Annotated in this window: 21 protein-coding genes; 8 read left to right on the forward strand and 13 right to left on the reverse strand. The window is 71.4% G+C overall.

Annotated elements, in window-relative coordinates; genetic code table 11:
* Together GXP76_RS19305 and GXP76_RS19310 are read right to left on the reverse strand one after the other, a co-directional pair.
* Positions 1-1283: hypothetical protein (locus tag GXP76_RS19305; protein WP_242572797.1), on the reverse strand; the 1283-nt coding region annotated here is incomplete at its 3' end.
* 168 nt (positions 1284-1451) lie between these two features.
* Entirely contained in the window at positions 1452-1952 is a 501-nt protein-coding gene (locus GXP76_RS19310; protein ID WP_242572798.1) for an NUDIX hydrolase, read from the reverse strand.
* 175 nt (positions 1953-2127) lie between these two features.
* Between GXP76_RS19310 and GXP76_RS19315 the strand changes: the two genes are divergently transcribed.
* Complete coding sequence (locus GXP76_RS19315; RefSeq protein WP_242572799.1) at positions 2128-3282, forward strand: glycerate kinase; 1155 nt, start codon at positions 2128-2130, stop codon at positions 3280-3282.
* Between the two features lie 355 nt (positions 3283-3637).
* Here the strand turns inward: GXP76_RS19315 and GXP76_RS19320 are convergent, their stop codons facing one another.
* Positions 3638-5218 carry a tetratricopeptide repeat protein gene (locus GXP76_RS19320; RefSeq protein WP_242572800.1) on the reverse strand — a complete coding sequence of 527 codons (1581 nt, stop codon included), beginning with the start codon at positions 5216-5218 and terminating at the stop codon, positions 3638-3640.
* Positions 5219-5302: 84 nt separating this feature from the next.
* Positions 5303-8143: a CHAT domain-containing protein gene (locus GXP76_RS35895; RefSeq protein WP_242572801.1), complete on the reverse strand. Its 2841-nt coding sequence runs from the start codon at positions 8141-8143 to the stop codon at positions 5303-5305.
* A 190-nt stretch (positions 8144-8333) separates the two neighbouring features.
* Here GXP76_RS35895 and GXP76_RS19330 point away from each other — a divergent pair, with 190 nt between their 5' ends.
* Positions 8334-8645 (forward strand): hypothetical protein, encoded by a 312-nt coding sequence (locus GXP76_RS19330; RefSeq protein WP_242572802.1) that lies wholly within the window; start codon positions 8334-8336, stop codon positions 8643-8645.
* Positions 8642-9631 (forward strand): hypothetical protein, encoded by a 990-nt coding sequence (locus tag GXP76_RS19335; RefSeq protein ID WP_242572803.1) that lies wholly within the window; start codon positions 8642-8644, stop codon positions 9629-9631. Before GXP76_RS19330 ends, GXP76_RS19335 begins: the two co-directional genes overlap by 4 nt.
* A 151-nt stretch (positions 9632-9782) precedes the next feature.
* Here GXP76_RS19335 and GXP76_RS19340 read toward each other — a convergent pair whose 3' ends face one another.
* Complete coding sequence (locus GXP76_RS19340) at positions 9783-10982, reverse strand: CdaR family transcriptional regulator (protein ID WP_242572804.1); 1200 nt, start codon at positions 10980-10982, stop codon at positions 9783-9785.
* A 248-nt stretch (positions 10983-11230) separates the two neighbouring features.
* Between GXP76_RS19340 and GXP76_RS19345 the strand changes: the two genes are divergently transcribed.
* The 5 genes from GXP76_RS19345 (at position 11231) to GXP76_RS19365 (ending at position 16268) form a co-directional block, all read left to right on the forward strand.
* On the forward strand, positions 11231-12031 hold the full coding sequence (locus GXP76_RS19345; protein WP_242572805.1) for an ABC transporter ATP-binding protein: 801 nt from the start codon (positions 11231-11233) through the stop codon (positions 12029-12031).
* 137 nt (positions 12032-12168) lie between these two features.
* Positions 12169-13008 (forward strand): ABC transporter ATP-binding protein, encoded by an 840-nt coding sequence (locus tag GXP76_RS19350; protein WP_242572816.1) that lies wholly within the window; start codon positions 12169-12171, stop codon positions 13006-13008.
* Entirely contained in the window at positions 13005-13895 is an 891-nt protein-coding gene (locus GXP76_RS19355; RefSeq protein ID WP_242572806.1) for a branched-chain amino acid ABC transporter permease, read from the forward strand. The genes GXP76_RS19350 and GXP76_RS19355 overlap by 4 nt, the downstream gene beginning before the upstream one ends.
* Positions 13888-14988 carry a branched-chain amino acid ABC transporter permease gene (locus GXP76_RS19360; protein ID WP_242572807.1) on the forward strand — a complete coding sequence of 367 codons (1101 nt, stop codon included), beginning with the start codon at positions 13888-13890 and terminating at the stop codon, positions 14986-14988. The genes GXP76_RS19355 and GXP76_RS19360 overlap by 8 nt, the downstream gene beginning before the upstream one ends.
* Positions 14985-16268: an ABC transporter substrate-binding protein gene (locus GXP76_RS19365; RefSeq protein WP_242572808.1), complete on the forward strand. Its 1284-nt coding sequence runs from the start codon at positions 14985-14987 to the stop codon at positions 16266-16268. The genes GXP76_RS19360 and GXP76_RS19365 overlap by 4 nt, the downstream gene beginning before the upstream one ends.
* 72 nt (positions 16269-16340) lie before the next feature.
* Here GXP76_RS19365 and pssA read toward each other — a convergent pair whose 3' ends face one another.
* From pssA to GXP76_RS19405, 8 genes are all read right to left on the reverse strand, one after another.
* Complete coding sequence (gene pssA / locus GXP76_RS19370) at positions 16341-17195, reverse strand: CDP-diacylglycerol--serine O-phosphatidyltransferase (protein WP_187280227.1); 855 nt, start codon at positions 17193-17195, stop codon at positions 16341-16343.
* The gene (locus GXP76_RS19375) at positions 17182-17829 is read right to left on the reverse strand and encodes a phosphatidylserine decarboxylase (protein WP_242572809.1); all 648 of its coding nucleotides are present in this window, start codon (positions 17827-17829) and stop codon (positions 17182-17184) included. Before GXP76_RS19375 ends, pssA begins: the two co-directional genes overlap by 14 nt.
* Positions 17830-17998: 169 nt before the next feature.
* Positions 17999-19204: an acyl-CoA dehydrogenase family protein gene (locus tag GXP76_RS19380; protein ID WP_242572810.1), complete on the reverse strand. Its 1206-nt coding sequence runs from the start codon at positions 19202-19204 to the stop codon at positions 17999-18001.
* A gap of 3 nt (positions 19205-19207) precedes the next feature.
* Positions 19208-19720 (reverse strand): MaoC family dehydratase, encoded by a 513-nt coding sequence (locus GXP76_RS19385; RefSeq protein ID WP_242572811.1) that lies wholly within the window; start codon positions 19718-19720, stop codon positions 19208-19210.
* A gap of 3 nt (positions 19721-19723) precedes the next feature.
* Positions 19724-20716, reverse strand: coding sequence for a CoA ester lyase (locus GXP76_RS19390; RefSeq protein WP_242572812.1), 993 nt, complete (start codon positions 20714-20716; stop codon positions 19724-19726).
* Positions 20713-22752, reverse strand: a complete 2040-nt coding sequence (locus GXP76_RS19395) for a protein meaA (RefSeq protein WP_242572813.1) — start codon at positions 22750-22752, stop codon at positions 20713-20715. Before GXP76_RS19395 ends, GXP76_RS19390 begins: the two co-directional genes overlap by 4 nt.
* A 1-nt stretch (position 22753) precedes the next feature.
* Positions 22754-24091 carry a crotonyl-CoA carboxylase/reductase gene (gene ccrA, locus GXP76_RS19400; protein ID WP_242572814.1) on the reverse strand — a complete coding sequence of 446 codons (1338 nt, stop codon included), beginning with the start codon at positions 24089-24091 and terminating at the stop codon, positions 22754-22756.
* 363 nt (positions 24092-24454) lie between these two features.
* Positions 24455-26796: hypothetical protein (locus GXP76_RS19405; RefSeq protein WP_242572815.1), on the reverse strand; the 2342-nt coding region annotated here is incomplete at its 5' end.

Genomic DNA, 26796 nt, shown 5'->3' on the forward strand with positions numbered 1-26796 from the left:
ACCGGGGTGAAGGGGGTGGGCGTGCCGCCGGTCCAGCGGTTCATGACGGCCTTGCCCGTCTGCTTGGTCACGCCGTCCTCCACGACCGTGCCGGCCTCGGCGAGGTAGTAGCGGCCGTCGTCGAGCGACACCAGCCCGTACTGTCCGGTGGACTCCCAGCCGTGGATGCCGGTCGGCGGGTGGTGGAGCCCCCGCGCCAGGAGCGGCAGCAGCCGCCCGCGCTCCGGTACCGGCTGGCCGCTGACGGGCCCCGTGACCGGGCGCCTGGATCCGTCGATCACGAAGAGCGAGTAGTTCGGGAACTGTGTCTTTGTGCCCTTGTACGCGGCGAGCAGCCAGTTGCCGGTGTACGCGTCGTATTCGAGGTTCTGCACGCCGTACGTGGTGTTGCCCGTGTAGCTGAAGTACTTGCCGTCCGGCGATCCGGGGCCGCTGGTGTGCGGGTCGGCCTCGGTGAGCGGGCGCTCGTACTTCTTCCACCGGCGGATGTCGTACTGGAGCAGCACCTGGTTGTCGTTGTCCTGCCGGGTGGTGTTGGCGTAGACGCCGTACGCGACGGTGAGCAGGTGCGTCCGCGCCGGGCCACGCCCGCCGTCGGGGCGCCTGCCGTCGAAGGCGGGGCCGAACGCGACGCCGTCGATGCCGCTGCATCCGTAGCGGTGGTCGGCGGTGTTGGCGGTGTTGCCGTCGAAGACGCCGTCGCCGTCCATGTCGGCCGTGTAGTCGTCCACGACCTCCTGGAGATGGACGGTCGAGACGACCCCGGTCGTCTGGGCGTCCATGTCCATCTCGGTGATGCGGTCACCGTCGAAGATCGCGATGTAGAAGGCCTTGGCCGCCTTGTACTCCAGGGAGCCGTAGACCCTGCCGTCCCCGGTGTTGAAGTCCAGGTCCCCGAGGTGCCCGGTGAAGCCGGTGACCGAGCCGACCGGCTTGCCCGTGAGATCGGTCTTGACGAGGAGGTTGGTGAACGAGAAGTACATGAAGCCCTTGCGGCGGTCGACGGCCATGCCCTGGACATGGCCCGACTTCCAGGCGCCGCCGTCCACGGTCGCCGGGAGCTCGGGGGGTTTGGCGGGCTTGGGCGCGCCCTGCCCGGCGCCCTGCCCGGCTGCCGGCCCCGAGCCGGTGTCCGTGCCCGCCGTGTCCACGGTGTGCGCCGTTGCCGCCGTCTCCGCCGCTTCCGCTGTTCCCGCCGCTTCCGCCGACGCGGTCACCGCGCCCGCCGCCACAACCGCCGTGGTGAGCAGGGCCGTCAGCCCGCCGCGAATCTGCCGTCGCATGTTCCCTCCGGTGTCCTGGGCCTGGGATTCTGGATCATGCAGGGCGCGCGTGCACGGCGAGCCAACGCGATGTGAACCGGCGTCAACCGCGGTCGGACGGTAGTGCGGCGCGTACATGACATATGAGAGCAGCTCCCGCCGCACCCGTCACCACCGCACGTACGCGGATCATCCGACCGGGCGGCCGTTCTCCAACTCGACGGCCCCTGTACCGGCTTCGAGCGCGTCGAGCCCCGCCAGGACGCGGCCGCCGAGCGAGCCGATCATCAACTCGGGGATCCTGGCGCGGTCCACAAGCCGCCAGGAGAGCAACTCCTCGTGCTGGAGCCGGATCTCGCCGAGCCGCTCGTCGTCCAGCACACCGCCGTCGTACAGATACGCGGCGATGGGCGGCCGGTCCGGCGCCTGCGCCCAGTCCACCACCAGCAGCCGTCCCAACTCGACGTCCAGGCCGATCTCTTCGAGCGTCTCGCGCCGCGCGGCCTGCCGCGGCGTCTCGCCCTCGTCCGACTCGATGGTCCCGCCGGGCAGCGCCCAGCCGGGCCGGTAGCCGGGCTCGACGATCAGCACCCGCCCCTCCCGGTCCCGGAAGAGCACGGCGGCACCGGCGAGCACGCGGGGGAGCCCGGCGATGTAGGCGAGATAGTCGGCATCGCGAGTTGTCGTCACGCGGAAAGCCTAGATCAGGGGCCGCCTCCGGGCGCTGCGACCGCACCCATGTCCATGGGAGGTTTGCCTGCCTTTCGCGGCTCCGGAAGGGAGCGGTGCCCATGGGCAGGAAGCCGTGTGGCCGGATAGGGTCGGTGCGGCGCGACTGCCTGTTCGAAAAGCAAAGGATGACAAGGTGACGGACGGAGCAGTAACCGAGGCCGCGCACGTGCTCGTCGCGGCGGACAAGTTCAAGGGGTCGCTCACGGCCGTGGAGGTCGCCGAACGGGTGACCTCCGGGCTGCGTCTGGTCGCCCCCGACGTGACGGTCGAGGCACTGCCCGTCGCGGACGGCGGTGACGGCACCGTCGCCGCGGCCGTGGCGGCCGGTTTCGAACGGCGTGAGGTACGGGTCACCGGGCCGCTCGGCGACGAACTCACCGCGGCGTACGCGCTGCGCGACGGCACGGCCGTCGTGGAGATGGCGGAGGCGTCGGGCCTCCAGCACCTCCCGAAGGGCGTCTTCGCGCCCCTGACGGCCGGGACGTACGGCTCCGGCGAACTGCTGCGCGCCGCGCTCGACGCGGGCGCGCGCACCATCGTGTTCGGCGTCGGCGGCAGCGCCACGACGGACGGCGGCGCGGGCATGCTGGCCGCGCTCGGCGGACGCTTCCTGGACGCGGACGGGCGACCGGTGGGACCGGGGGGCGGCGGGCTGCGCGATCTCGCTACCGTGGATCTGTCCGGGCTCGATCCCCGTATCGCCGACACGGACATCGTCCTCGCCAGCGACGTCGACAACCCGCTGACCGGGCCGAAGGGCGCCGCGGCGATCTACGGCCCGCAGAAGGGCGCGTCCCCCGAGGACGTCGCCGCGCTCGACGCGGCGCTCGCGCACTACGCGCGCGTCCTGGAGAAGACCGTCGGGGCCGGGGCGGCCGAGGCCGCGCTCTCACCCGGCGCCGGCGCGGCGGGCGGCATCGGGTACGGCGCCCTCGTCGGCCTGGCCGCGAGCTTCCGGCCCGGCATCGAGGTCATGCTCGACGTGCTCGGCTTCGGCCCCGCGCTGTCCCGCGCCACGCTCGTCATCACCGGCGAGGGATCCCTGGACGAACAGACCCTGCACGGCAAGGCCCCGGCGGGCGTCGCGGCGGCGGCACGCGCGCGGGGCATCGAGGTGATCGCGGTCTGCGGCCGGCTGGCGCTGCCCGCGGACGCCCTCGGCCGCGCGGGCATCCGCCGCGCGTACGCCCTGACGGACCTGGAACCGGACCCGGCGCGCTGCATGGCGGAGGCGGGGCCGCTGCTGGAACGCATGTCGACGTCCATCGCCCGCGACTTCCTGACCTGATACCGCACGGCCCCGTCCGTTCGGGCGGGGCCCGGTCCGGAGGCGACCGCGGTCCGGCCGGGTCAGTCCGAGCTGTGGAGACTGTCGGGGCCGGTCGTGCACGCGTCGATGTCCCTGGCACGCGGCCTTTTTGGCCTGACACCGCGAGGGTCCTGCCCGTCCGGGCGGGGCCGGGCCGGGACGTGACCGCGGTCCGGCCGGGTCAGTCCGAGCTGTGGAGACTGTCGGGGCCGGTCGTGCACGCTTCGATGTCCGTCGCACGCGGCCTTCCCGACCTGATACCGCGCGGGCTTGTCCGTCCGGGCGGGCCGGGCCCGGACGTGATCACGGTCCGGTCCGGCCAGGTCAGGTCAGGTCAGTGCGAGCCGTGGGAATCGTCCGGGCCGGTCGTCCAGGCGTCGATGTCCGAGGCGTCGAGGGACAGGCCCGAGCCCGTCTCCGACGACGCGGGCCCCGGCGCCGTTTCGGCTGCGCCGGACGCCCGCTCCAGCCACAGCGCGGCCTCCACCATCGCGCCGCGCATCTTCAGGACGAACGCGAGGTTCAGCATGCCGGTGGTGTTGCCCGCTTCCGCCGACACCCGGAACCAGCGTTCGGCTTCCACCAGATCGCCGCGCTCTCCGCAGAGCGCGCCCAGACTCGCCATCGCCATCGTTTCCCCCGCTTCGGCGGCGCTGCGCCAGTGAGGTTCCGCCGCCGAGTCGTCACCGCGGTCGTGCAGCAGGTTCGCGAGGTTGTTGTGCGCGTGGGCCCGGGTGGCGGCGTCCGTGACCTCCAGTGCCCTGCGGTAGTACGTCTCGGCGCCGGACGCGTCCCCCTTCTGGCGCAGGAGGACACCGAGGTTCAGCAGCGACTCGTGGTGACCGCCGGCCACCGCACGGCGGAAGTAGTCCTCCGCGCCGCCCAGTTGACCCCGCGTGCGGAGGTGCTCCGCGTACAGGTGCGCCGCCGGGGCGCTGCCCGCGTCGGCGGCCTTCCGGAAGGAAGCCTCGGCCCGCGCCATGCCGAAGCGATTCCTCACCACCTCGGCGACGTACAGCATCGCCTCCGGGTCGCCCTCACCGGCGGCGCGCTCGAACCACGCCTGGGCAGCGGCGAGATCGTCCCTGTGGGCGGCCCGGGAACCGAGGTACTTCGCCGTCTCGGCGCTGACCGGGCGCGGGGTCCCGGGCGGGATTGCGTCCTCGGCCCCCTCGCCGACCGTGCCGCCGCAGAGCTCGCGCAACTCGTCCCGGATCCGCCTCGCGCGCCCCAACTGCTCGGCGGGGACCGGATCCGCGTCGTACGGGGCCGGGGAACCGGCGGTGGCAGCAGGGGAACCCTGATGCGTGGGGCCCGCCCCGGACAGGCCCTGCGCGGCCCCTCGGTGGACCTGCTCGGCCACCACGCACCACGCGTCGGCGAGTTCGACGTCCCCCTCGGCGACCCGCGTCATCAGCAGCATCGGAATGATCTGCGGGGAGTCGGTCGTCGGGTGCGGTTCGAGCTCGTCGCGCAGCCGCGCCCAGGCGAACGGCGCGTGCCCCGCCCGCGCCACCTGGCGTTCCTTGGCGGTCGGCGACGGGGCGAGCGCAGGATCCGGCACGCCCGGCGGGAGCGCCTTCGCGTCGAAGGGAACGGTACGCCGTGTCCACACCTGGAGCAGGGCGATACGCATGCTGAGCGCCCCGAACTTGGCCTCGCCCGAATGGAGCCGGGACATCGCCCCGTGCTCGTCGCCACGCTCGACCTCAAGAGTCACCAGCGCCGCGAGGCCGACGGGATCGCCCGCCGCGGCGGCCCGCGCCAGCCAGCGGTGTGCTTCCTCGTGCCTGCCCTGAAGCGCGATCCCGAGCCCGTACACGGTCATGCCCCTGGCGAGGCCCGCCTCGGCCGCTTGGCGGGCGCGGCGCTCGCTGACCGGCTTGTCGTCCCGGTATGCCATCTCGATGGCCATGCGGAGCCGGATACCGATACGAGAGGTGCGGCCGGGCATATGAACCCCCGTCGTCCGTCTGCCGGTTGAGCCTCATGGTAGGCGTCACCCGCCGCTGTGCACATGGCCCGCCCAGTGGGAGGGGGCGAGCGGATGCGTGTCGCGCGCGGAGACGACCGTGTCGTGCAGGGCCAGGGCCGGGTCGGTGGACCACAGCGGGTGGCCGTAGAAGGCGCGGACGCGCATCAGCGACTCGGTGTCGTCGACGGGCCAGAGAGTGCCGACCACATGACGGTAGCCCGCCATCTGCACGGCACTCGTCAGGTGGAGAGCCTCGTCGGGCAGGTGCAGTCCGGCATGGGCGGTCGCGCAGGCGGACAGGTACGCCAGATGGGCGCCGGGCAGATCCAGCGCGGCGACGTCGGCGACCGTCAGCGGTCCGTCGGCGGCGAGCAGACGCCCTGCGGAGGGCGCGAGCGGGTCGGCCACACCGTGGCCGCTGAAGTGGAACGTGGCCGGGTGCGCGCGGAGCCCTTCCTCCAGGGCGTCGCGGTGCGCGGCCCCGCCCAGCAGCAGGCGGCCTTCGGGGAAGAGCCGCGCGACGTACCGGGCCTCTTCGTCGGCGCGGTGCAGATAGCGGTAGCCGGGCGCCGCCGGCACGGCGGCGATCAGCGCCGACGAGGGCGGCGGCGCGTGCCGTCGCGGCCGGCGGGCGTGGGCCAGGACGGCGACGGTGGGCGCGTACGAACTGATGACGGCGTCCAGTACGCCGGGCCGGCCCGGCGGCTGCGCCGCGTGCAGCGGCAGCACGGCCAGGGGGCCGGTCGGCACCCACCACACACGTTCGGCCGGCCCCAGGGCGTCGAGCACGGGGGAGACGACCGCGTCCCACAGCCAGGCCAGCACGTCACTGATGCGCGTCTGCTGGACGGGGTGCGCCAACAGGTCGGTGCCGGGGTCCGCGAGGAGGGACAGCGCCGACCGCAGAGCGGCGGAGTGCGACGAGGCCGCGTCCGGGGTGAGTAGGGGCAGCGGGAGCACGCGGAGGCCCCCGCCCGTACGCGCGGGGGTGAGCAGGAAGGCCGCGGAGCCGTAGTGGCTGACATTGACCACGACGACGGGCCCGCGGCTTCCCTGTTCGAGAAGCTCGTCGAGCGGCGGTGGCCGCCAGAAGTCGGGGAGCAGGACGCGGATCTCGGCGAGCAGCTCCTCCCACTCGCGGGCGCGGACGTGCCGCAGATCCCCTTCCGCGCCGGGCCCGCCCCGGTCGAAGAAGGCCTGCAGAGCGGTGAGGCGGTCGGCCAACGCGGCGTCCAGGGAACGGAGTTCGGCGAGGTCGCCACGGTTGTGCACCCCCTGGGCGAGCAGCACCCCACGCCCCATCTCCAGCAGACGGAGCGCTCTCCCCGGGTCCCCGGCGCGCCACGCGCAGGCAGCCGCGTCACTCGCGAGTGAGGTCGTACTCGCGAGGCTGAACTCGGCATCGGAGAGCGCGAGTTGGGGGCGGGCGAGCCGGGGCAGCAGCTCCACGGCGAGCGCGTAGGCGTCGGCGGCCTCGTGAGGGGATTCAAGAGCCATGGCCGCGGTACCCCGGAACATGGCCGCGGCGAGCCGTACCCAGGTGTCGGCGGTGCTCTGCAGGGAGGCGGCGCGGTGCAGGACGAGGGCCTCGGGCATGTGCCGGTGGTCGCGCTCCCGGACGGAGAGCTCCATCAGCACCCTGCCCAACTGGTAGCGGCACTTGGCGAGGAGCGGGTGCCCCTCGGGCAGCGCGGCGAGAGTACGGCGCAACTCGCGCGCGGCCGTGACGTACTCCGCGGGTGTCGCGTTCGCGCTCGCGAGGGCGCCCGCACGGCCGGCCTGCGCGAGGGCCGCCGTCTCGGGAGTACCGGCGTGGTCGGCGGCGGCGGTGAACGCGGCCATGCGTTCGGCCCGGGCCCGCGCCACGTCCGCGGGGGACGGGAGGAACGTCACCGCCTCGGCCAGCGCCTCCCCGAGCGCGTTTCCCAGCCCCAGCTGGAACACGGCGAAACCGGCTGTCCCGGCATCGCTGCGCGCGACCGCCGTACGGTGCGCGCGCAGTGCGTGGGTCAGGTCGGCGCTCTCTCCCAGACGCTGGTGACGCAGCCGCAGCGCGAGCCCCAGGTTGTGGTGGTGTCCCGCCTTTGCCTCCGGCTCCGTACCGGCGTCCGCGTCTCCGGCGTCCGCGGCCGACCGGCAGTGGCGTACCGCTGCCTCCAGATCGGAGAGTTCCCCCGCGTACTCGTAGCGCACGCGCAGAGCGACACCGAGTGTGCTGTGAACCGCCGTGCGGTACGGATGGCCGGGACCCGCCAGTGCCAGCGCCTCGCGGAGCTTGGAGACACAGGTGTGCAGGTGGGCGGGGTCCCCGGTGCGCTCGAAGCGCAGCCGCAGCGCGACACCCCACAACTGTAGTGGGCCCGCGCGCAGATGGGGCAGCGCCTCGGGCACCGCGTCGAGGGCCTCCTCGCACACGGCGCACGCCCGAGCCGCGGCTCCGCCGTCGTCCACGGCCGCCGCGACGGCTCGCGCGGCGTCCTCGGTGAGTGTCTCCGCCCGCCGTACCGCGACGGTCAACCGCTCGGCGTCCGGCCCCTCTTCATCGGCGGGCTCATCGGCCCATCCGGCCCGCTCCATGAACCGGACCAGTGCGTCCACGACCGACTGCTCGCGCTCCGCCGCGGCTTCGTCGTCCTGGAGGAGACAGGCGAGAGCCCGCGCCCGGTACAGGCCATGGAGCAGCCGGACCGCCTCCGGGTCGCGGTCCGGTCGCGGTAACGCCCGCTGGAGCTGAGCGGCTTGCCGCGTCACCACCGCGTCCAGCACGGCCGTCACGTCCTGGCTCATCATGAAGCGCCGCAGCCGCGCGTGCAGCGCGCCGACGAGCGTGTCACGCAGGTGCGCGGGCTCCCCGGGTATCGACACACCGCCCCCTCGTCCCCGTCAACACCGCGGATACCGCTGACTGCCCGTCAACTCGTCGTTACTGTGGGGCGACTGCTTCCTACCGGGGACGAGGTGACACGCGACCGTGGCCAGTGCACCGGACCGGGCGGCCCTTGCCTGGATATGTCAACGCTACGAGCAGATACGCCAGTTGGGTAGGCAGGGCGGGGTGGGTGACGCACTGGACGCCGCGCTCGGGGCCCTGGCCCGGCCGGACGGGGAACTGCCGGTCCTGCTGGACCGCGTCGAAGAACTGCTGCGCCACTGCGGCTGGGGCGGCAGCCTGCGCGGGGACACCGGTGGCGTGCCGGCTCTGATCGGCCCGGGTGAGCCGCTGGTGGAGGCGTACGTGTGCCCGACGGCGCACTGCGCACGCGCCGATTTCGTGGCGCGGCCACCGGTGTGCTCCTTCACCGGAAGGGCGCTGACGCTGAAGCGGTACGGGGGGTACGGCGACGGGTACGGGGCTGGATCGCCGTGACGGCGTTCCTGGCCGCTCTCGGCGGCAGGCTCGCCGACAAGTGGGTGTCGCTGCTGGTGCTGCCCGGGTTCCTCTTCATGACGCTGGTCGCCGTCGCCGGGCAGCTCGGCCACGCCCATGCCCTGGACACCGCACGTCTGGTGCACCGTCTGGACACGCTGGCCGCCGAGCCCGCCGCACGCACGCCCGGCACGGTCGCCCTCGTACTGGCGCTCGTACTCGCGGCCTCCGCCGGCGCGGGACTGCTCGCCGCGACGGTGGCGGGCTGGGTGGAGCGATGGTGGCTGGGGGACTGGCCGTTCGCCACCCGCATCGGTGAGCGGCTGAGCCGGCGGCGTCGCGCGAAGTGGGAGCGGGCCGACCGTCTGTGCGCACAGGAGCGGCAACGCCTCGTCGGGGCGGCGGAGTCGGCCGAGGCGCGGACCCGGGAATCGGCGACGGCGCTGGGGCCCGGGCCCGCGGCCGCCGCCGATGCTCCCGGGCACCCCGCCGAGCCCGCCTCCGCCGACCTCCTGCCACTGACCAGGCTGTACGAGGCCCGCAACCGCATTGCCCTCACCCGCCCCGCGCACCCCACCTGGATGGCGGACCGCATGGCCGCCGCGGAGTCCCGCCTCCGCAGGGCCTATGCCGTGGACCTTCCCACCGCCTGGCCCCGGCTGTGGCTGCTGCTGCCGGACGTGCCGCGCGACGACCTCCGCTCGGCCCGCGCCGAACTCACGACGGCGGCGCGCCGTGCCGCCTGGGGTGTGCTCTGCCTGGTCCTCGCCGTGTGGTGGTGGCCGGCCGCGGCCGTGGCGCTGGTGATGACGGGCTCCGCCCGGCGGAGCGGGCGCCAGTCGGCGGACGCCTTCGCCGCGCTCGTCGAGTCCGCCATGGATGTGTACGGACGGGAACTGGCGCGGGCGCTCGGCCTGTCGGACGAGGCGGAATTCTCACGGGCGACGGGGGTTCGTATCACGCGGATCACCCGCAAGGGCGAGTGAGGGGGCGTCGTTCTCTGTCCTCAATCGCCGGACGGGCTCAAGTCGGTTCCCGACGCGACCGGTTGTGTCCTCAATCGCCGGACGGGCTGGAGAGTGGCCGGCCTGGTGGGGCCCTCAATCGCCGGGCGGGCTTGAAAACCGGCAGCCACCCTCACCCCGGCGTGAGGCGGAACGCGTCCAGCGCCAGGGTCATTTCGATCAGGTCGCGGGGGCGGGACAGTGAGCGCGACGTCAGTTGCTCCAGGCGGCGCAGCCGGTTGAAGACCGTGTTGCGGTGGCAGTACAGACGCGTCGCCGCGCGCCCCGCCGAACCCCCGTACTCCAGCCACGCGTCCAGCGTCTCCAGCAGCACCGCGCGGTCCGCCGGGTCCAGGTCCAGCAGCGGGCCGAACACGTCGGCGATCAGACGGGCCGCCAGTTCCGGCTGGCTGACCACCAGGGCCGTCGGGAGGCGCTCGTCCAGGCGGACGATGCGCTGCGCGTCCGGCGGGAGCGTACGCAGCGCCGTCTCGGCCAGCCGGCGCGCCTGCCCCAGCCCGGACAGGCTGTCCACCACCGGGCTGACACCGCCCGGCCCCTGGCAGGGCCGCACCAGCTCCGCCGTCAGCTCCGTGAGCCCCGTCTCCCCCTCGAACGCGACCACCGCGATCTCGCAGTCCGTCCGCATCCGCCAGAAGAAGCGCATCCCCTCCGCCACGGCCACCCGCCGGAACGGCTCCCGCCCCTCCCGTCGCTCCACCCGGACGACCACCACCGCGTAACGCCCCTGCTCCGGCAGGTCGAGACCGGCCGCCGCCCGCGCCGCGAGGCCGGGGGTCGAGCGGCCCTCCAGCAGCGCGTCGAGCAGGGCCTGCACCCGCTCGTCGCTGCGCCGTCGCATCGACTGCTCCGTACTGCGGTACGCCTCCGCGACCGTCGTCGCCTGCCGGTCGACGCCCGCCCACATGTGGGACGCCGTGTGCACGAGCAGCGGTACGTCGTCGGGGTCCTCCTCGCTGACGATGCGCAGCAGTTCGTCCCACACCAGATAGCCGGCGTGCCGGTAGGCGTGCAGTAAGAGGTCGAGCGCCAGCCCCTGCTCCGCCCGCCGCCGGCCCAGTTGTTCCGCGTACGCCAGATCGCGGCGCGGCGCCGTACGCGGCGCGGCGATCGCCTCGATCCCGTACCGCATCGCCTCGTTGATCTGCCGCCAGTGCTCGTCACGCGGCACCGCCGCGTCGAACTGCGAGGAGTGGAGCGTGAGTTCGTCCAACAACTGGTCCGTCAGCGCCGGTACGCGCTCCAGCAGCATCCGGGACGCGGTCACCAGGACCGACCACTCACGTTCCGTGCGCGCTCTGCGGCCACCCATGGCTGGTGAGGATGCCACCGGCAGGCGCGCCGCGACAGACCTTGTGCGCGTGCACAATCCGGCCGCCGCACCGCTGGTCATCGGCAGCGATTCGGCTCACCGCCGTGGACGGTGCCCCGTCCCGGTGCTGAGGTGTGCCTCCACGGCATGTCAGGACATCCGAACCGGACATCTGAACCGTACGTCCGAACCGCACATCCGGATCATCGGCATCCGAACAACGCCCGGCGCAACGCAGAGGAGAATGCATGGCCGCGCTCGAAGTGCGTGCCCTGTCCGTCGGTTACGGCCCGGTGCGCGCCCTGCACGAGGTGTCCCTCGACGTACCGTCCGGCGGGATCACCGCGGTGCTCGGCGGCAACGGCGCGGGCAAGTCCACGCTGTTGAGGGCCATTTCGCAGACCCTCGGCTTCCACCGGGGTACGGCGGGCGGCGGCACCGTCCACTTCGACGGCCGGCCCCTCGGCGGACTGAGCGCCGCCGGTGTCGTCGCGGCCGGTGTCGTCCAAGTCCCCGAAGGGCGGCAGGTGTTCGCCCGTATGACGGTCGCCGACAACCTCCGGGCCGGCGCACTCGGCGCGCCCGGCGGTCGCAAGCGGTACGCGGCGTCCCTCGCCGAGGTGCACGAACTCTTTCCCGTACTCGCGGACCGCGCGGGCCAGCGCGCCGGACTCCTCTCCGGCGGCGAACAGCAGATGCTCGCACTCGGCCGGGGTCTGATGGCCCGCCCCCGGCTGCTCCTCCTGGACGAGCCCTCTCTCGGGCTCGCCCCTCTCATGGCCGCCCGCATCGGCGAGACGATCCAGCAGATCAACGCCAGGGGCACAGCGGTCCTGCTGGTCGAGCAGAACGCGGCCATGGCGCTGCGGCTGGCGTCGCGCGCGTACGTCATGGAGGTCGGCGAGGTCACGCTCGAAGGGGACGCGGCCGAGCTGGCCTCCTCCGACGAGGTGCGCCGCCGCTACCTCGGAGTCGTCGACGAGACGGCCGCCGAGGACGCGGGCCGGGCCCAGGCCTCCGCGCCGGTGCTGCGGAGGTGGAGCGCGTGACGGACCCCAAGAGGAAGAGGCCGGCCGTCCCGGCGGCCCGTACGTCGGCCGGACATCCCGAACGGACGGTCGGGCACACCGGCGGGCCCGCCACCGGATCCGCCCTCCACACCCCGCCGGCGCTCACCGTCACCGACGTGACCGTCCGGTTCGCCGGACTCACCGCGCTCGACTCGGTCTCCTTCACCGTCGAACCCGGCAGCGTCCACGCCGTCATCGGCCCCAACGGGGCGGGCAAGTCGACCTGCTTCAACGTCCTGTCCGGCGTCTACCGTGCCACCTCCGGCAGCGTCCGACTCGGCGCGACCGAACTCACCGGGCTCGCCCCGCACCGTGTCGCCGCGCTGGGTGTCGCCCGCACCTTCCAGAACCTCGCGCTCCCGCCGCACGCGACCGTCGCGGACAGCATGCTGCTCGGCCGCCACCGCCTCACCCGCGCCGGCTTCGTCGCCACCGGGCTCCGGCTGCCGTCCGCCGCCCGCGAGGCCCGCGAACACCGGGCCAGGGTGGGCGAGATCGCCGAGTTCGTGGGGCTGGCCGACGATCTTCAGCGGCCGGCGGGGGCACTCCCGTACGGCAAACAGAAGCTCGTCGAGCTGGGCCGCGCCCTGTGCATGGAGCCCACGGTGCTGCTCCTGGACGAACCCGTCGCCGGGATGACGGCCGACGAACGGCGCCGTACGGCGGCCGTCGTGGCCGGCGTACGCGACAGCCTCGGCATCTCGATCGTGCTGGTCGAACACGACATGGGGGTGGTGATGCGGCTCGCCGACGCCGTGACCGTACTCGACTTCGGACGCCGGATCGCCGGCGGGACACCCGCCCAGGTCCAGAGCGATCCGGCCGTCGTCCGCGCCTACCTCGGCGAGAGCGCCGACGCCGCCGACACCACCGACGCCGACACCACCACCGACACCGACGCCGCCGAGCGAGCCGACCGTACCCACCCCGACGCCAACGAGGAGGCCACGTCATGACCACCTTCGTCGAACTCCTCCTCGGCGGACTCTCCATGGGCTCCGTCTACGCCCTCATCGCCCTCGGCTTCGTCGTCATCTTCAAGGCCACCGAAGTCGTCAACTTCGCCCACGCCTCGCTCCTCCTCGCGGGCGGCTACGTCACCGCCGTACTCCACGACGACATCGGCTTCTGGCCGGCGCTCGCCGTCGGCATCGCGGGCGCCGCCGTCGTCGGCTCGGCCGTCGAGTACACCGTCATGCGCCGCTACCGGGGCGCCGACCACAGCGTCCTCGCCATCGTCACCATCGGCGTCGACATCCTCCTCACCACCGAACTCACCCGCCGCATCGGTACCGACGTCCTGGCGCTCGGCGACCCGTGGGGCGACGAACTCCTCACCGTCGGGGGCGTCACCATCGCCCAGACCCGGGTCGCGGCCTTCGTCGCGGCGGCGCTGCTGATCACCGCGTTCCTGCTCGCCTTCCGCTACACGACCTGGGGCGTCGCGATGCGCGCGGCGGCGGAGAACCCGCAGACCGCCGCGCTCATGGGCGTACGCCTCGGCCGGGTCTCGCTCTCCGCCTGGGCGGTCGCGGGCTCGCTCGCCGCCGTCGCCGCGCTCTTCCTCACGGTCTTCCCTACCCCCGGTCTCGAACGCGCCACCTCCCTCGCCGCGCTCAAGGCCTTCCCCGCCGCGATACTCGGCGGCCTCGACTCCACGACCGGAGCGCTCGCCGGGGGCCTCATCGTCGGCGTCACCGAGTCCTTCGCCACCGGCTACCAGAGCGATCTGACCTTCCTCGGACGCGGCTTCGGCGACCTCGCGCCGTATCTGGTGATGGTCGCGGTGCTGCTCGTCCGGCCCGCCGGGCTCTTCGGTACGAAGGAGCTGGCCCGTGTCTGACACGACCCACGCACCCACCAAGGCCCCACCGCACCGCGACCCGCGCGCCTACCTCTGGCTCGCCGGCTCCCTCCTGCTCCTCGCCCTGCCCTTCTACCTCGACCGCTTCTGGCTCCAGGCCGGGCTCTTCGCGATGGCCGCCGCCATCGGCGCCATCGGCCTCAATCTGCTCACCGGCGCCACCGGACAGCTCTCCATGGGCCACTCCTTCTTCCTCGCCGTCGGCGCCTACGGCTACTGCGTCCTCGCGGGCGAGAGCGGCGAGGAGAACGGCCGGCAGCTCACCGGGCTCGGCCTGCCGACCTGGCTCGCGGCACTGCTCGCCGTCCTCCTCGCGGGCGCGGCGGGCGGCCTCTTCAGCCCCATCGCCGGCCGGCTGCGCGGCGCCTATCTCGGCATCGCGACCCTGGCGCTGATCTTCATCGGGCAGCATGTGCTCTTCAACGCGGGAGGTCTGACCGGCGGGTTCAACGGCCGCGACGTCCCCGTGCTCTCCCTCTTCGGCTTCGCCTTCGACGACACCGAGGTCGTGATCGCCGCCGTCCCCTTCGGGGCGTCGGAGAAGCTCTGGTACGCGGGCCTGTTCGCCCTCCTCGTCGGCGGGCTCTTCGCACGCGGGGTGCTGCGCGGCAGGCCCGGCCGGGCCATGAACGCGATCCGTGACCACCGCATCGCCGCCGGTGTGATGGGCGTGCCGGTCGCCCGCTACCGGGCCGCCGTGTTCGTCCTGTCGTCCATGTACGCGGGCCTGGCCGGCGTACTGATCGCGCTGATCTTCCAGCGGACCGTGCCCGACTACTTCGGCATGATCCTCGCCCTCGAATATCTCGCCATGATCGTCATCGGCGGTCTGGGCACGGTCGCCGGAGCCGTCGTCGGCGCGGCTTTCGTGGCCCTGCTGCCGCAGATCCTCACCCATTACAGCGACTCGCTCCCGCTGGTCGCCGACCCGGGCTCGGGCGGCGTCACACCGGGCGAGGCGTCCCGCTATCTGTACGGCGCCGCGATCGTCGCGGTGGTGCTCTTCCTGCCCGGCGGACTCACCCGCCTGTCAGTTCCGAAGGTTCGACGGTTCTCACGGGAGAAGTCATGAAGCGACGCGCACGTCATTCGAACGCACCGAGGGCCGGCGCGGCGCTGCTGGTCGTCCTGGCCCTCGCGCTGGCCGGGTGCAGCGGCAAGGCCACCGAGGGCGACGACAAGGCCACCGACGGAGCCGCCGGGGGCGTGAAGACCGGGCAGGGCGTCAGCGACAAGACGATCTCGCTCGGTGTGCTCACCGACATGACCGGGGTCTACGCCTCGCTCGGCAAGAGCGTCACCCAGGCCCAGCAGCTCTGGGCGGACCAGACGAACAAGGCGGGCGGTATCTGCGGCCGTACGATCGAGCTGACCGTACGCGACCACGGATACGACCCGCAGAAGGCCGTCGCCGCCTACACGGAGCTGGAGCCGGACGTCCTCGGCTTCGCCCAGTTCATCGGCTCGCCGTTCGTCGCCGCCGTCGAGAAGCGGATCGACGGGCAGGACAAGGGCCTCGTCCTGCCGCAGGCGTGGTCGGCCAATCTGCTCGGCAGCCCGTACATACGGGTCGTCGGCGCCACGTACGACATCGAGACCATCAACGCCATCGACTACCTCCTCGCCCAGAAGCGCATCACCAAGGGCGACAAGATCGGTCATGTCTACTTCGAGGGCGACTACGGCGAGAACGCGCTCGTCGGCTCCGAGTACGCGGCGGAGCAGGCGGGTCTCACGGTCGTCGAGCAGAAGATCAAGCCCACCGACAACGACATGTCCGCGCAGGTCGCCGCGCTCAAGAAGGCGGGGGTCAAGGCCGTCGTGATCAGCGCCGGACCGCGCCAGGCGGCCTCCCTGGTGGGTGTGGCGGCGGCGGGCGGATTCAACGTGCCGGTCGTCGGCAACAACTCGGCGTTCGCGCCCCAGCTGCTCGCCACGGCGGCGGGCCCGGCGCTGATGAAGGACTACTACATCGCCTCCTCCACCCTGCCCATCGGCTCGGACGAGCCAGCGCCGAAGAAGCTCGCCACCGAGTACGCCGCCGCCTACCCGGACGACGGCCTCGACAACGGCGTCGTGTCCGGCTGGACGGCGGCGACGCTCTACGGCGAGCTGCTGAAGACGGCCTGCGAGAAGAAGGACCTCACCAGGGCGGGCATCGACAAGGCGCTCCTCGGGCTCGACGCGTTCTCCACCGGCTTCGGGATCACGCACGACTTCTCGGACCCGGCGGCGCCCTCCACCCGGCAGTCCGTGATCATGAAGCCGGACTCGAAGGTGCCCGGCGGTCTGAAGGTCGTCCAGGAGGCGCAGGTCGCGAAGCCCGCGGAGTCGTTCACCTTCGGCGGGTAACGGGTCACCGGTACGGACAGGGAAGGGCCCGGACGCCTCAGGCGTCCGGGCCCTTCCCTGTACCGATGTCCGCTACGGATGCTGCGCGGCCCGCGCCTCGCGGCGGTTGTCACGGAACGTGTTCACCCGTCGCGCCGTGGCGAAGAGCGGGATCACCGCGCCCGTCACCACCTGGAGCGCACAGCCCGTCTGGAGCAGGAGCTGCCCGCCCGGTGCGTCGAACGCCCAGGCCGCCAGGAGCCCCATCGCGGCCACGATCCAGCTCAGCATCGCCACCGCGAGGACACCCCGCGGCTTCGGATACTCGACCCGGCTCACCATCAGCCACGCCACACCGATGATGGCGAGCAGCGTCGGTACGAAGGGGAGCTCAAGCAGCACGATGGAGACGACCGTCAGCGCGCCGAAGGGGCTCGGCATGCCCTGGAACATGCCGTCCTTCAGCGTCACGCAGGAGAATCTCGCGAGCCGCAGGACCACCGCCAGCAGCACCACGATCGCCGCCAGCGCCGAGACCCGCTGATGCGCGTCGTCGGCGACCATGCCGTACACGAGCACGAAGTACGCGGGCGCCAGACCGAAGCTGATCAGGTCGGAGAGGTTGTCCAGCTCCGCGCCCATCGGCGAGCTGCGCAGCTTGCGCGCCACGAGTCCGTCGAAGAGGTCGAAGACCGCCGCGCAGAGCATGAGGATCACGGCGGTGGCCGCGGAGTGCCGGGCCATGCCGGTCTCTTCGCTGCCCGTGAGGTGCGGGATCAGGATGCCGGTGGTGGTGAAGTAGACGGCCATGAAGCCGCAGGTCGCGTTGCCGAGAGTGAGGGTGTCGGCTATCGACAGCCGCATGGAGAGCGGCATGTCTTCGGCTTCGTCCTCCTCCTCGGCCTCGGCGACCCAGCCGGCCGGTGTGTCGGGATCAATCACGGTCAATTCGAGTCACCCCTGCGGTCGTCGTCTGGCCGACCTCGACGGCTACCTCGACACCTTCCGGAAGGTAGATGTCGACGCGTGAGCCGAAACGGATCAGTCCGATGCGCTCGCCTTGCTCCAGTTTGGTCCCCTGCGGTACGTAGGGCACGATGCGCCGGGCGACGGCGCCGGCGATCTGCACCATCTCGATGTCGCCGAGTTCGGTGTCGAAGTGCCAGACGACGCGCTCGTTGTTCTCGCTCTCCTTGTTGAAAGCGGGAACGAAACCGCCGGGGATGTGCTCCACGGACGTCACCGTGCCCGCGAGGGGGGCACGGTTCACATGCACGTTCAGCGGGCTCATGAAGATCGCGACGCGGGTGCGCCCGTCCTTCCACGGCATGATGCTCTGCACCACTCCGTCGGCCGGCGAGATGACCCGGCCCTGTGTGATCTCTCGCTCGGGGTCGCGGAAGAACCACAGCATGCCTGCCGCGAGAGCGGTGGCGGGCACAGCGACGGCGGCGGCGCGCCTCGATCGGCGCGCACGGACCAGGCTGAGTGCTGCGGTGGCGACGGTCGGCAGAAGCCACGGCGATGCTCCGCGTGCGAGGCGGACGCTGCCGCGTGGTGCGGAGGTTTGGCTGTGGGGCATGGATGACCTTCGTAGCGGATGGAGCCGCTCGGGCAACGGGGGACGGCGGCTTTCCGTCGATGGTATCGGTTGCCGGGTGCAACTGGGCAATGCAGAAGCCGAGTCGGCGGCCGGAAGACGATGACGCGGTGTGATGTTGTGGGCGGTCAAATGGGATCAAAGGCCGTGATCAGCCTTGGAATCGGTACTCCTCCAGCAGTCGGCGACCGATGATCATTTTCTGAATCTCGGCGGTGCCTTCGCCGATCAGCAGCATCGGTGCCTCCCGGTAGAGACGCTCGATCTCGTACTCCTTGGAGAAGCCGTATCCACCGTGGATACGGAATGCGTCTTCCACGATTTCCTTGCAGTATTCCGACGCGAGGTACTTCGCCATCCCCGCCTCCAGGTCGTTTCGTTCCCCGGAGTCCTTTTTGCGTGCTGCGTTCACCATCATGGCATGGGCCGCCTCGACCTTGGTCGCCATTTCCGCCAGCTTGAACTGGATCGCCTGGTGCTGGGCGATCGGTTTGCCGAAGGTGTGGCGCTGCTGGGCGTAGGAGACGCCGAGTTCGAAGGCACGCTGCGCGACCCCGCAGCCACGCGCGGCGACGTTCACGCGACCCACCTCGACACCGTCCATCATTTGGTAAAACCCTTGTCCGGTGGTTCCGCCGAGGACCCGATTGGCCGGAATGCGCAGTCCGTCCATGATCAACTCGGTGGTGTCGACGCCCTTGTAGCCCATCTTGTCGATTTTGCCGGGGATGGTGAGACCGGGCCGTACCTCACCGAAGCCGGGCTCCTTCTCGACCAGGAACGTGGTCATCGACTTGTGGGGGGCCGTCCCCTGGGGGTGGCCTTCGTCACTGCGGCACAGAACGGCGACGAGCGTGGACGTGCCGCCGTTCGTCAGCCACATCTTCTGGCCGTCCAGCACGTACTCGTCGCCGTCCCGCACGCCCTTCGACGTGATCGCCGACACGTCGGAGCCGAGCCCCGGCTCGGACATCGAGAACGCGCCGCGCACCTCGCCGGCCGCCATGCGCGGCAGGAAGGTGTCCTTCTGCTCCTGGGTGCCGTGCTGCTTCAGCATGTACGCCACGATGAAATGCGTGTTGACGATGCCCGAGACGGACATCCAGCCGCGGGCGATCTCCTCCACGCAGAGCGCGTACGTGAGAAGGGACTCACCCAGTCCGCCGTACTCCTCGGGGATCATCAGCCCGAACAGGCCGAGTTCCTTCAGCCCTTCGACGATCCGGGTCGGGTACTCGTCGCGGTGCTCCAGCTCGTTGGCCACCGGCAGGATCTCTTTGTCGACGAAGTCCCTCACCGTGGAGAGGATCTCCCGCTGAATGTCGGTCAAATCCGCGGTCTGGGCGAGACGGCTCATGAGTCAGCTCTCCTGCGTGATCGGCTCGGGGCGGCCGGGCTGTTCGCCGCCGCGCTTGTCGATGTAGGTCGCGGTCGGCACCATCACCTTGCGGCGGAACACGCACACGACCGTGCCGTCCTGCTTGTAGCCCTTCGTCTCGACATATACGACTCCCCGGTCGTCCTTGGACCGTGACGGTGTCTTGTCCAGGACGGTCGTCTCGCCGTAAAGCGTGTCGCCGTGAAAGGTCGGCGCGATGTGCCGCAGCGACTCGACCTCCAGATTGGCGATGGCCTTTCCGGAGACGTCGGGCACCGACATACCGAGCAGCAGCGAGTAGATGTAATTGCCCACCACCACGTTCCTGCCGAAATCGGTGGTCTTCTGTGCGTAGTTGCCGTCGAGATGGAGCGGATGGTGGTTCATGGTGAGCAGACAGAACAGGTGGTCGTCGTACTCGGTGACGGTCTTTCCCGGCCAGTGCTTGTACACGGCCCCGACCTCGAACTCCTCAAAGGTGCGTCCGAATCGCATCGCTCACGCCTCCGGGGCTTCGAACTTCGAGGTCCGCCGCAGACCCGCGGCCCGGCCCTTGCCGGAGACGACCAGCGCCATCTTGCGGCTCGCCTCGTCGATCATCTCGTCGCCGAGCATCGCCGACCCCTTCTTGCCGCCCGCCTCGGACGTCGCGTGCTCGTACGCGTCGAGGATCAGCTCCGCGTGGTCGTAGTCCTCCTGCGACGGCGAGAAGATCTCGTTCGCGGCGTCGATCTGCCCGGGGTGCAGCACCCACTTGCCGTCGAAGCCCAGCGCGGCGGCGCGGCCCGCGACCTCACGGAACGCGTCCACGTCCCGGATCTGGAGGAACGGCCCGTCGATCGCCTGGAGATCGTGCGTACGGGCCGCCATCAGGATCCGCATCAGGATGTAGTGGTAGGCGTCCGCGCCGTAACCGGGCGGCTGCTGCCCGACCACCAGCGTCTTCATGTTGATCGACGCCATGAAGTCGGCGGGGCCGAACACGATGGTCTCCAGCCGCGGCGACGAGGCCGCGATCCCGTCCACGTTCACCAGGCCCTTGGCGTTCTCGATCTGCGCCTCGATACCGATCCTGCCGACCTCGAAGCCCATCGTCTTCTCGATCTGGGTCAGCAGCAGATCCAGCGCCACCACCTGCTGCGCGTCCTGGACCTTGGGCAGCATGAGGCAGTCCAGATTGTGGCCCGCGCCCTCCACGACCGTGACCACGTCGCGGTACGTCCAGTGCGTCGTCCAGTCGTTGACGCGTACGACCCGGGTCTTGCCCGTCCAGTCACCCTTGTTGAGCGCGTCCACGATCGTGTGCCGGGCGCCCTCCTTGGCGAGCGGGGCGCAGGCGTCCTCCAGATCGAGGAAGACCTGGTCGGCGGCCAGCCCCTGCGCCTTCTCCAGGAAACGCGGGTTCGAGCCGGGCACGGCCAGGCACGAGCGGCGGGGGCGGAGCCTGTTCGCGGGCGTCTCCGCCGCGGTGGACGTGGCCGACGTGGTCATGGGGAAACCTCCAGGGGGTCGAGCTTGTTCGCGTGACGGATCTCGTCGACGATACGGCCGATGATCTCGGTGATCCCGAAGTCCTTCGGGGTGAAGACGGCGGCCACTCCGGCGGTCCGCAGCGCCTCGGCGTCGGCGCCCGGGATGATCCCGCCGACGATCACCGGGATGTCCCCGGCCCCCGCCTCGCGCAGCCGGGCCAGCACGTCAGGGACCAGCGCGGCGTGCGAACCGGAGAGGATCGACAGGCCGACGCAGTGCACGTCCTCGGCGACGGCGGCGTTCACGATCTGTTCGGGCGTCAGCCTGATGCCCTGGTAGACCACCTCGAACCCGGCGTCCCGCGCGCGTACGGCGATCTGCTCGGCCCCGTTGGAGTGCCCGTCCAGCCCCGGCTTGCCCACCAGCAGCCGCAGCCGCCCCGCGCCCAGTTCGGCGGCCGTACGGGACACCTTCTCCCGTACGGCGGCGAGCGGCGTCCCCGCCTCCGCGGCGACCGCGACCGGCGCGCCGCCCACCCCGGTCGGCGCCCGGAACTCACCGAAGACGTCCCGCAGCGCCCAGGACCACTCACCGGTCGTCACGCCGGCCCGCGCGCACTCCACGGTCGCCGCCATCAGATTGCCGGTGCCGGCCGCGGTCCGCTTCAGGGCGGCCAGCGACTCGCTCACCCGCGTGTCGTCCCGGCCCGCCCGCCACTGGTTCAGCGCGGCGACCACCCGGGCCTCGTTCGCCGGATCGACCGTCATGATCGCGGTGTCCAGATCGGCGGTGAGCGGGTTGGGCTCGGTCGCCTCGAAGCAGTTGACGCCGACGATCTTCTCCTCGCCCGACTCGATACGGGCCCGGCGCTCGGCGTGCGACGAGACCAGCCGCGACTTCAGATAGCCGGACTCGACGGCCGCCATCACGCCGCCCATCTCCTCGATGCGCGCCATCTCCGCCAGCGAGTCCTCGACCAGGGACGACACCTTCGCCTCCACCACGTGCGACCCGGCGAAGATGTCCTCGTACTCCAACAGGTCGCTCTCCAGGGCGAGTACCTGCTGTATGCGCAGCGACCACTGCTGGTCCCAGGGCCGGGGGAGCCCCAACGCCTCGTTCCAGGCGGGGAGTTGTACGGCACGGGCACGGGCGTCCTTGGAGAGCGTGACGCCCAGCATCTCCAGCACGATGCGCTGGATGTTGTTCTCCGGCTGTGCCTCCGTCAGCCCCAGGGAGTTGACCTGGACGCCGTAACGGAAGCGCCGCTGCTTCTCGTCGCCCACGCCGTACCGCTCGCGGGTGACCTGGTCCCAGATGCGGCCGAAGGCGCGCATCTTGCACATCTCCTCGACGAAGCGGACCCCGGCGTTGACGAAGAACGAGATCCGCGCGACGACGTCACCGAACCGTTCGGCCGGCACCTGTCCGCTGTCGCGCACCGCGTCCAGCACGGCGACGGCCGTCGACAGCGCGTACGCGATCTCCTGGACCGGGGTCGCCCCCGCCTCCTGGAGGTGGTAGCTGCAGATGTTGATCGGGTTCCACCGGGGGATGTGCGCCACCGTGTACGTGATCATGTCGGTGGTCAGCCGGAGGGACGGCACCGGCGGGAAGACGTGCGTCCCGCGCGACAGGTACTCCTTCACGATGTCGTTCTGCGTCGTCCCCTGGAGCCGATCGCTGTCCGCGCCCTGCTCCTCGGCGACCACCTGATACAGCGCCAGCAGCCACATGGCGGTCGCGTTGATCGTCATCGACGTGTTCATCCGGTCCAGCGGGATGTCCTTGAACAGCCGCCGCATGTCGCCGAGATGGGACACGGGGACACCGACCCGGCCGACCTCGCCGCGCGCCAGGACGTGATCGGGGTCGTAACCCGTCTGTGTCGGCAGGTCGAAGGCGACGGAGAGACCGGTCTGGCCCTTGGCCAGGTTGTTCCGGTACAGCTCGTTGGACGCCTCGGCGGTCGAATGACCGGCGTACGTCCGCATCAGCCAGGGCCGGTCCTTCGCGCGCCCGCCGCCGGCGGCCTCCCGTTCCGCTTCCGGCATGTCACACGTCCCGGAAGCGGTTGATGGCGTCGATGTGCTGAGCACGGGTCGCCGGGTCGCTTACCCCCAGCCCCTCGCGGGGTGCCAGCGCGAGGACGCCGACCTTGCCCTGGTGCCGGTTGCTGTGCACGTCGTACGCGGCCTGGCCGGTCTCCTCCAGGGCGTACACCTTCGACAGCGTCGGGTGGATCTTTCCCTTGCCGACGAGCCGGTTGGCCTCCCACGCCTCGCGGTAGTTGGCGAAGTGCGAGCCCACGATCCGCTTCAGCGACATCCACAGATAGCGGTTGTCGTACTCGTGCGTGTAGCCGGACGTCGACGCGCAGGTGACGATCGTGCCGCCCTTGCGCGTGACGTAGACGCTGGCGCCGAAGGTCTCACGGCCCGGGTGCTCGAAGACGATGTCGACGTCCTCGCCGCCGGTGAGTTCACGGATGCGCTTGCCGAACCGCTTCCACTCACGCGGGTTCTGGTGGTGCGGATCCTCCCAGAACCGGTAGTCCTCGGCGGTCCGGTCGATGATCGCCTCCGCGCCCATGCGCCGGCAGATCTCGGCCTTGTGGTCGCTGGAGACCACACAGACCGGGTTGGCGCCGCCGGCGAGCGCGAACTGGGTCGCGTACGAGCCGAGTCCGCCGCTCGCGCCCCAGATCAGCACGTTGTCGCCCTGCTTCATGCCGGCGCCGTTGCGCGACACCAACTGGCGGTACGCGGTGGAGTTGACCAGACCGGGGGCCGCCGCCTCCTCCCAGGTCAGATGTTTGGCCTTGGGCATCAGCTGGTTGGACTTGACGAGCGCGATCTCCGCCAGGCCGCCGAAGTTCGTCTCGAAGCCCCAGATGCGCTGCTCCGGGTCGAGCATCGTGTCGTTGTGCCCGTCAGAACTCTCCAGCTCGACGGAGAGGCAGTGCGCGACGACCTCGTCGCCGGGCTGCCAGGTGTTCACCCCGGGGCCGGTGCGCAGCACGACCCCGGCCAGGTCGGAGCCGATGACGTGGTACGGCAGGTCGTGGCGCCTGGACAGCTCGCTGAGCTTGCCGTAGCGCTCCAGGAAGCCGAAGGTCGACATCGGCTCGAAGATCGAGGTCCAGACGGAGTTGTAGTTGACCGAGCTGGCCATCACGGCCACCAGGGCCTCGCCGGGCCCGAGTTCGGGCACCGGCACGTCGTCGACGTGGAGCGACTTGCGCGGGTCCTTCTCGCTCGATTCGAGACCCGCGAACATCTCGGTCTCGTCCTTGTGCACGGTCACCGCCCGGTAGGTCTCGGGCACGGGCAGTGCGGCGAAGTCGGCGGACGTGCTGTCCGGCGACTGGATGGCGTCCAGGATGTCCTTCACGATGTGGCCTCCGGCGAAGCGTGTTGCGGGAACGCTGAACAGGTCCCTGAGGGATGGGACGAGGGGTCGCGCTGTGCGCGTGGTGCGGTGGAGGTGTGCCGTCGGTTCGGCGCGTGGCGGTGCTCGGCGACGCCGGGTGGGCGCGTGGGATGCCTGTGACGCAGGCGTCCGGGCACACGGGCCGGGTGGCTCGCGGGGACAGTCGGCGTACGAGAGGTCTCGGTACGCCGGCCGCCCGGACATACACAACGTATGGCACGCCGTGTCGTTGGACAAGGCACTGCGTGCCAACAATTTCTCTCAAGTGTCATCCGGCCAACACGCATGAGCGCCATGGGATCACGCGGGGTGAGCGGTGGCGACTCAGCGTGCGGCGTGGAGCCGGGACCGTACCCATTTGTACGGGCGCTTCATGAGATGGCGCGGGCCCGCCCAGACGAGCGCCATCTGAAGCAACAGGAGGCAGGCGGCGGTCACGACCATGACCGCGGTCGAATCCCGCTCGGGAGCGGCAAGCGCGATGGCCAACAGGACGCCCGCGGCGAGCATCGGGACGACCAATTGAGACGCGACGGCCAGCAGATTGAGCCTTCCCCGCGCGATGCCGTGGCGCCAGTAGCGCCGGGCCGCCCAGGCCCCGACGACCATCAGCCCCAGCTGGGCACCCCAGAGCGCCGTCGGTCCGCCTCCGCCCACCACCGTGGCGGCCAGGCACCCGCCGGCCCACACAACGGTGGACGCCGGCAGGATCACCGTCCTGGCCCGGTCGCGGAGGGTGAGCAACTCCCGGGAGAGCGGGGGAGGAGGCGGAACGTCGGGTGGCGCGTCCCGTGCCCCCTGGGCCTCGATGAGGGGCCGTACGGCGTCGAAGAGCTCCGAGCCCAGCTCGCTCTCGCCGCTGTCGACGTAGAGCCTGGCCAGCATGAGCTGGCAGGTGGTCTCCTCCTTCGGTAACCGGTGCGCGCGCGCCAGCTCCAGGGCGTCACGCAGCAGGGGCGCCGCCGCGCGGGGCGCGGATGCCAGCAGCTCCGTATCCGCGCGGGCGCGAACCGCCACCACCGTGGCGCGCACATCGCCGGAGCGCACGGCGAACTCCTGCGCGGTGACACCGTGTATCCGGGCCGCGTCCCACTCCCCGCGATTCCCGGCGTCCTTCGCCAGCCGTCGGTGGGCCCGCGCCGCCCGTACCGGCTCGGTGGCCGACTCGGCGAGATCCGCGGCGTCCCGGTGGACCTGCCGGGCCTGGTCGGGGTGCCCGGCTTCCGTGAGGTGGTCACCCAGTGCGATACGCGAGTCCAGTTCCCTCTCGGTGTTCCCGTCCTGCCGCCACAGGGAGACCGCCTTCCGCCGCTGCCTGATCGCACCGATGAGGTCGCCCTTCATCGCGGCCGATTCGGCGTTGACGTCGTGCCAGTCCCGCGCCCGGACCGGGTGCCGGACGTTCACCAGGTTGGCGGCGTCGAAACACGTCATCTGATGGTCCCAGCAGGAGAGATCGCCGTAGCGGGCCGCCATCGTGCCCAGCAGCTCGATCTGCCGCGCGAACTTCCCTGCCCGCTGCGCGGAGGCCACCAGATCGCCCAGCAGGTGCAGCGACTCCACCAGTTGGGCGCGTTTCGTCAGGAACTCCAGCAGCGGGTCCCCGATCGCCGCCACGCGCTCGTGGGCGTCCGCCGCGACAGCCATGCCCACCGCCCCGGCGGCGGCTGCCGCGTGTTGTTCGAACCAGGGGCCGGGGTCCGCCGCGCCCGCCTCGTCCGCGTAGTGGTCCAGCAGCCGGCTCAGCGCCCCGGCGCGGGCCTCGTCCGTCTCCTCCGCGAGCCGGGCCCGCGCGTACAGCCTGGTCAGATCGTGAAAACGGAACTGCCCGGAGGTGCCACCGGGCAGCAGCAGATGGTCGTCGCGCAGCCGGTCCAGCGCCCGCCTCGTCCGCGCCGGAGACAGCCCGCTCAGCGCCGACGCCGACGCCGTGTCGAGCATCCGGCCCGGATGCAGTCCGAGCATCCGCAGGAGCCGGGCCGTCGGCTCGTCGAGCTTGCGGTAGCTGAGATCGAAGGTGGCGTCCAGCCCCAGTTCACCGAGCCGGTCGCGCTGCGGACGCAGCGCGCTCAGCAGGGGGGCCGCGTCGTGCTCCTCCCGGTCCAGGCGCGCCCGTACGACGCCGAGCGCGAGGGGCAGATGGCCGCACAGCGCGGCGAGTTCGTCCAGTTCACCGTTGTCGCCGGCGTCGTCGGCCGCACCCAGCAGCGCCCGTGAGTCCCGCGCGGTCAGGACATGCAGCGGAAGTACGGCCAGGTCCCGCGCCTCCGGCCGCGTCCGCGCGGTGACCAGCAGCCGGTGCCGTGGGTCGGCCGGCAGCAGCGGCGTGAACTGGGTCTCGTCCGCGGCGTTGTCGAGCAGGATCAGCACCGCCCCCCGCTCGTCCCCGTGGGTCTTCAGCTGGGACCGGAAGAGCGCTTCGAGACCGATGCGGTGCGGCGGGAGTTCGCCGCCGGGGACACCCAGCATGCGCAGAAAGGCGCTGAGCAGTTCCTCGGGTCCCGGCCGGCGTTCCGCCGGGAGGGTGCCCGCGTCCGCGTACAGCACACCGCCCGGGAACCAGCCCCGTTCCAGGGCCCGATGGGCGGTGTCCAGCGCCAGCGACGTCTTGCCCACACCGCCCTGACCCGTGACCACGACACCGAGCGGGTCGGTGGAGGAGCGGT

The sequence above is a fragment of the Streptomyces sp. NP-1717 genome, assembly GCF_022695985.1.
Classification (GTDB): Bacteria; Actinomycetota; Actinomycetes; order Streptomycetales; family Streptomycetaceae; genus Streptomyces.

What these genes read in the sequence shown, in the direction of transcription:
- GXP76_RS19365 (WP_242572808.1), top strand. Translation starts at nt 14,985, where the DNA reads ATGAAGCGACGCGCACGTCATTCGAACGCACCGAGGGCCGGCGCGGCG.
- GXP76_RS19340 (WP_242572804.1), bottom strand. Translation starts at nt 10,982, where the DNA reads ATGGGTGGCCGCAGAGCGCGCACGGAACGTGAGTGGTCGGTCCTGGTG.
- GXP76_RS19385 (WP_242572811.1), bottom strand. Translation starts at nt 19,720, where the DNA reads ATGCGATTCGGACGCACCTTTGAGGAGTTCGAGGTCGGGGCCGTGTAC.
- GXP76_RS19380 (WP_242572810.1), bottom strand. Translation starts at nt 19,204, where the DNA reads ATGAGCCGTCTCGCCCAGACCGCGGATTTGACCGACATTCAGCGGGAG.
- GXP76_RS19390 (WP_242572812.1), bottom strand. Translation starts at nt 20,716, where the DNA reads ATGACCACGTCGGCCACGTCCACCGCGGCGGAGACGCCCGCGAACAGG.
- GXP76_RS19320 (WP_242572800.1), bottom strand. Translation starts at nt 5,218, where the DNA reads ATGGCCATCGAGATGGCATACCGGGACGACAAGCCGGTCAGCGAGCGC.
- GXP76_RS19395 (WP_242572813.1), bottom strand. Translation starts at nt 22,752, where the DNA reads ATGCCGGAAGCGGAACGGGAGGCCGCCGGCGGCGGGCGCGCGAAGGAC.
- GXP76_RS19355 (WP_242572806.1), top strand. Translation starts at nt 13,005, where the DNA reads ATGACCACCTTCGTCGAACTCCTCCTCGGCGGACTCTCCATGGGCTCC.
- GXP76_RS19345 (WP_242572805.1), top strand. Translation starts at nt 11,231, where the DNA reads ATGGCCGCGCTCGAAGTGCGTGCCCTGTCCGTCGGTTACGGCCCGGTG.
- GXP76_RS19375 (WP_242572809.1), bottom strand. Translation starts at nt 17,829, where the DNA reads ATGCCCCACAGCCAAACCTCCGCACCACGCGGCAGCGTCCGCCTCGCA.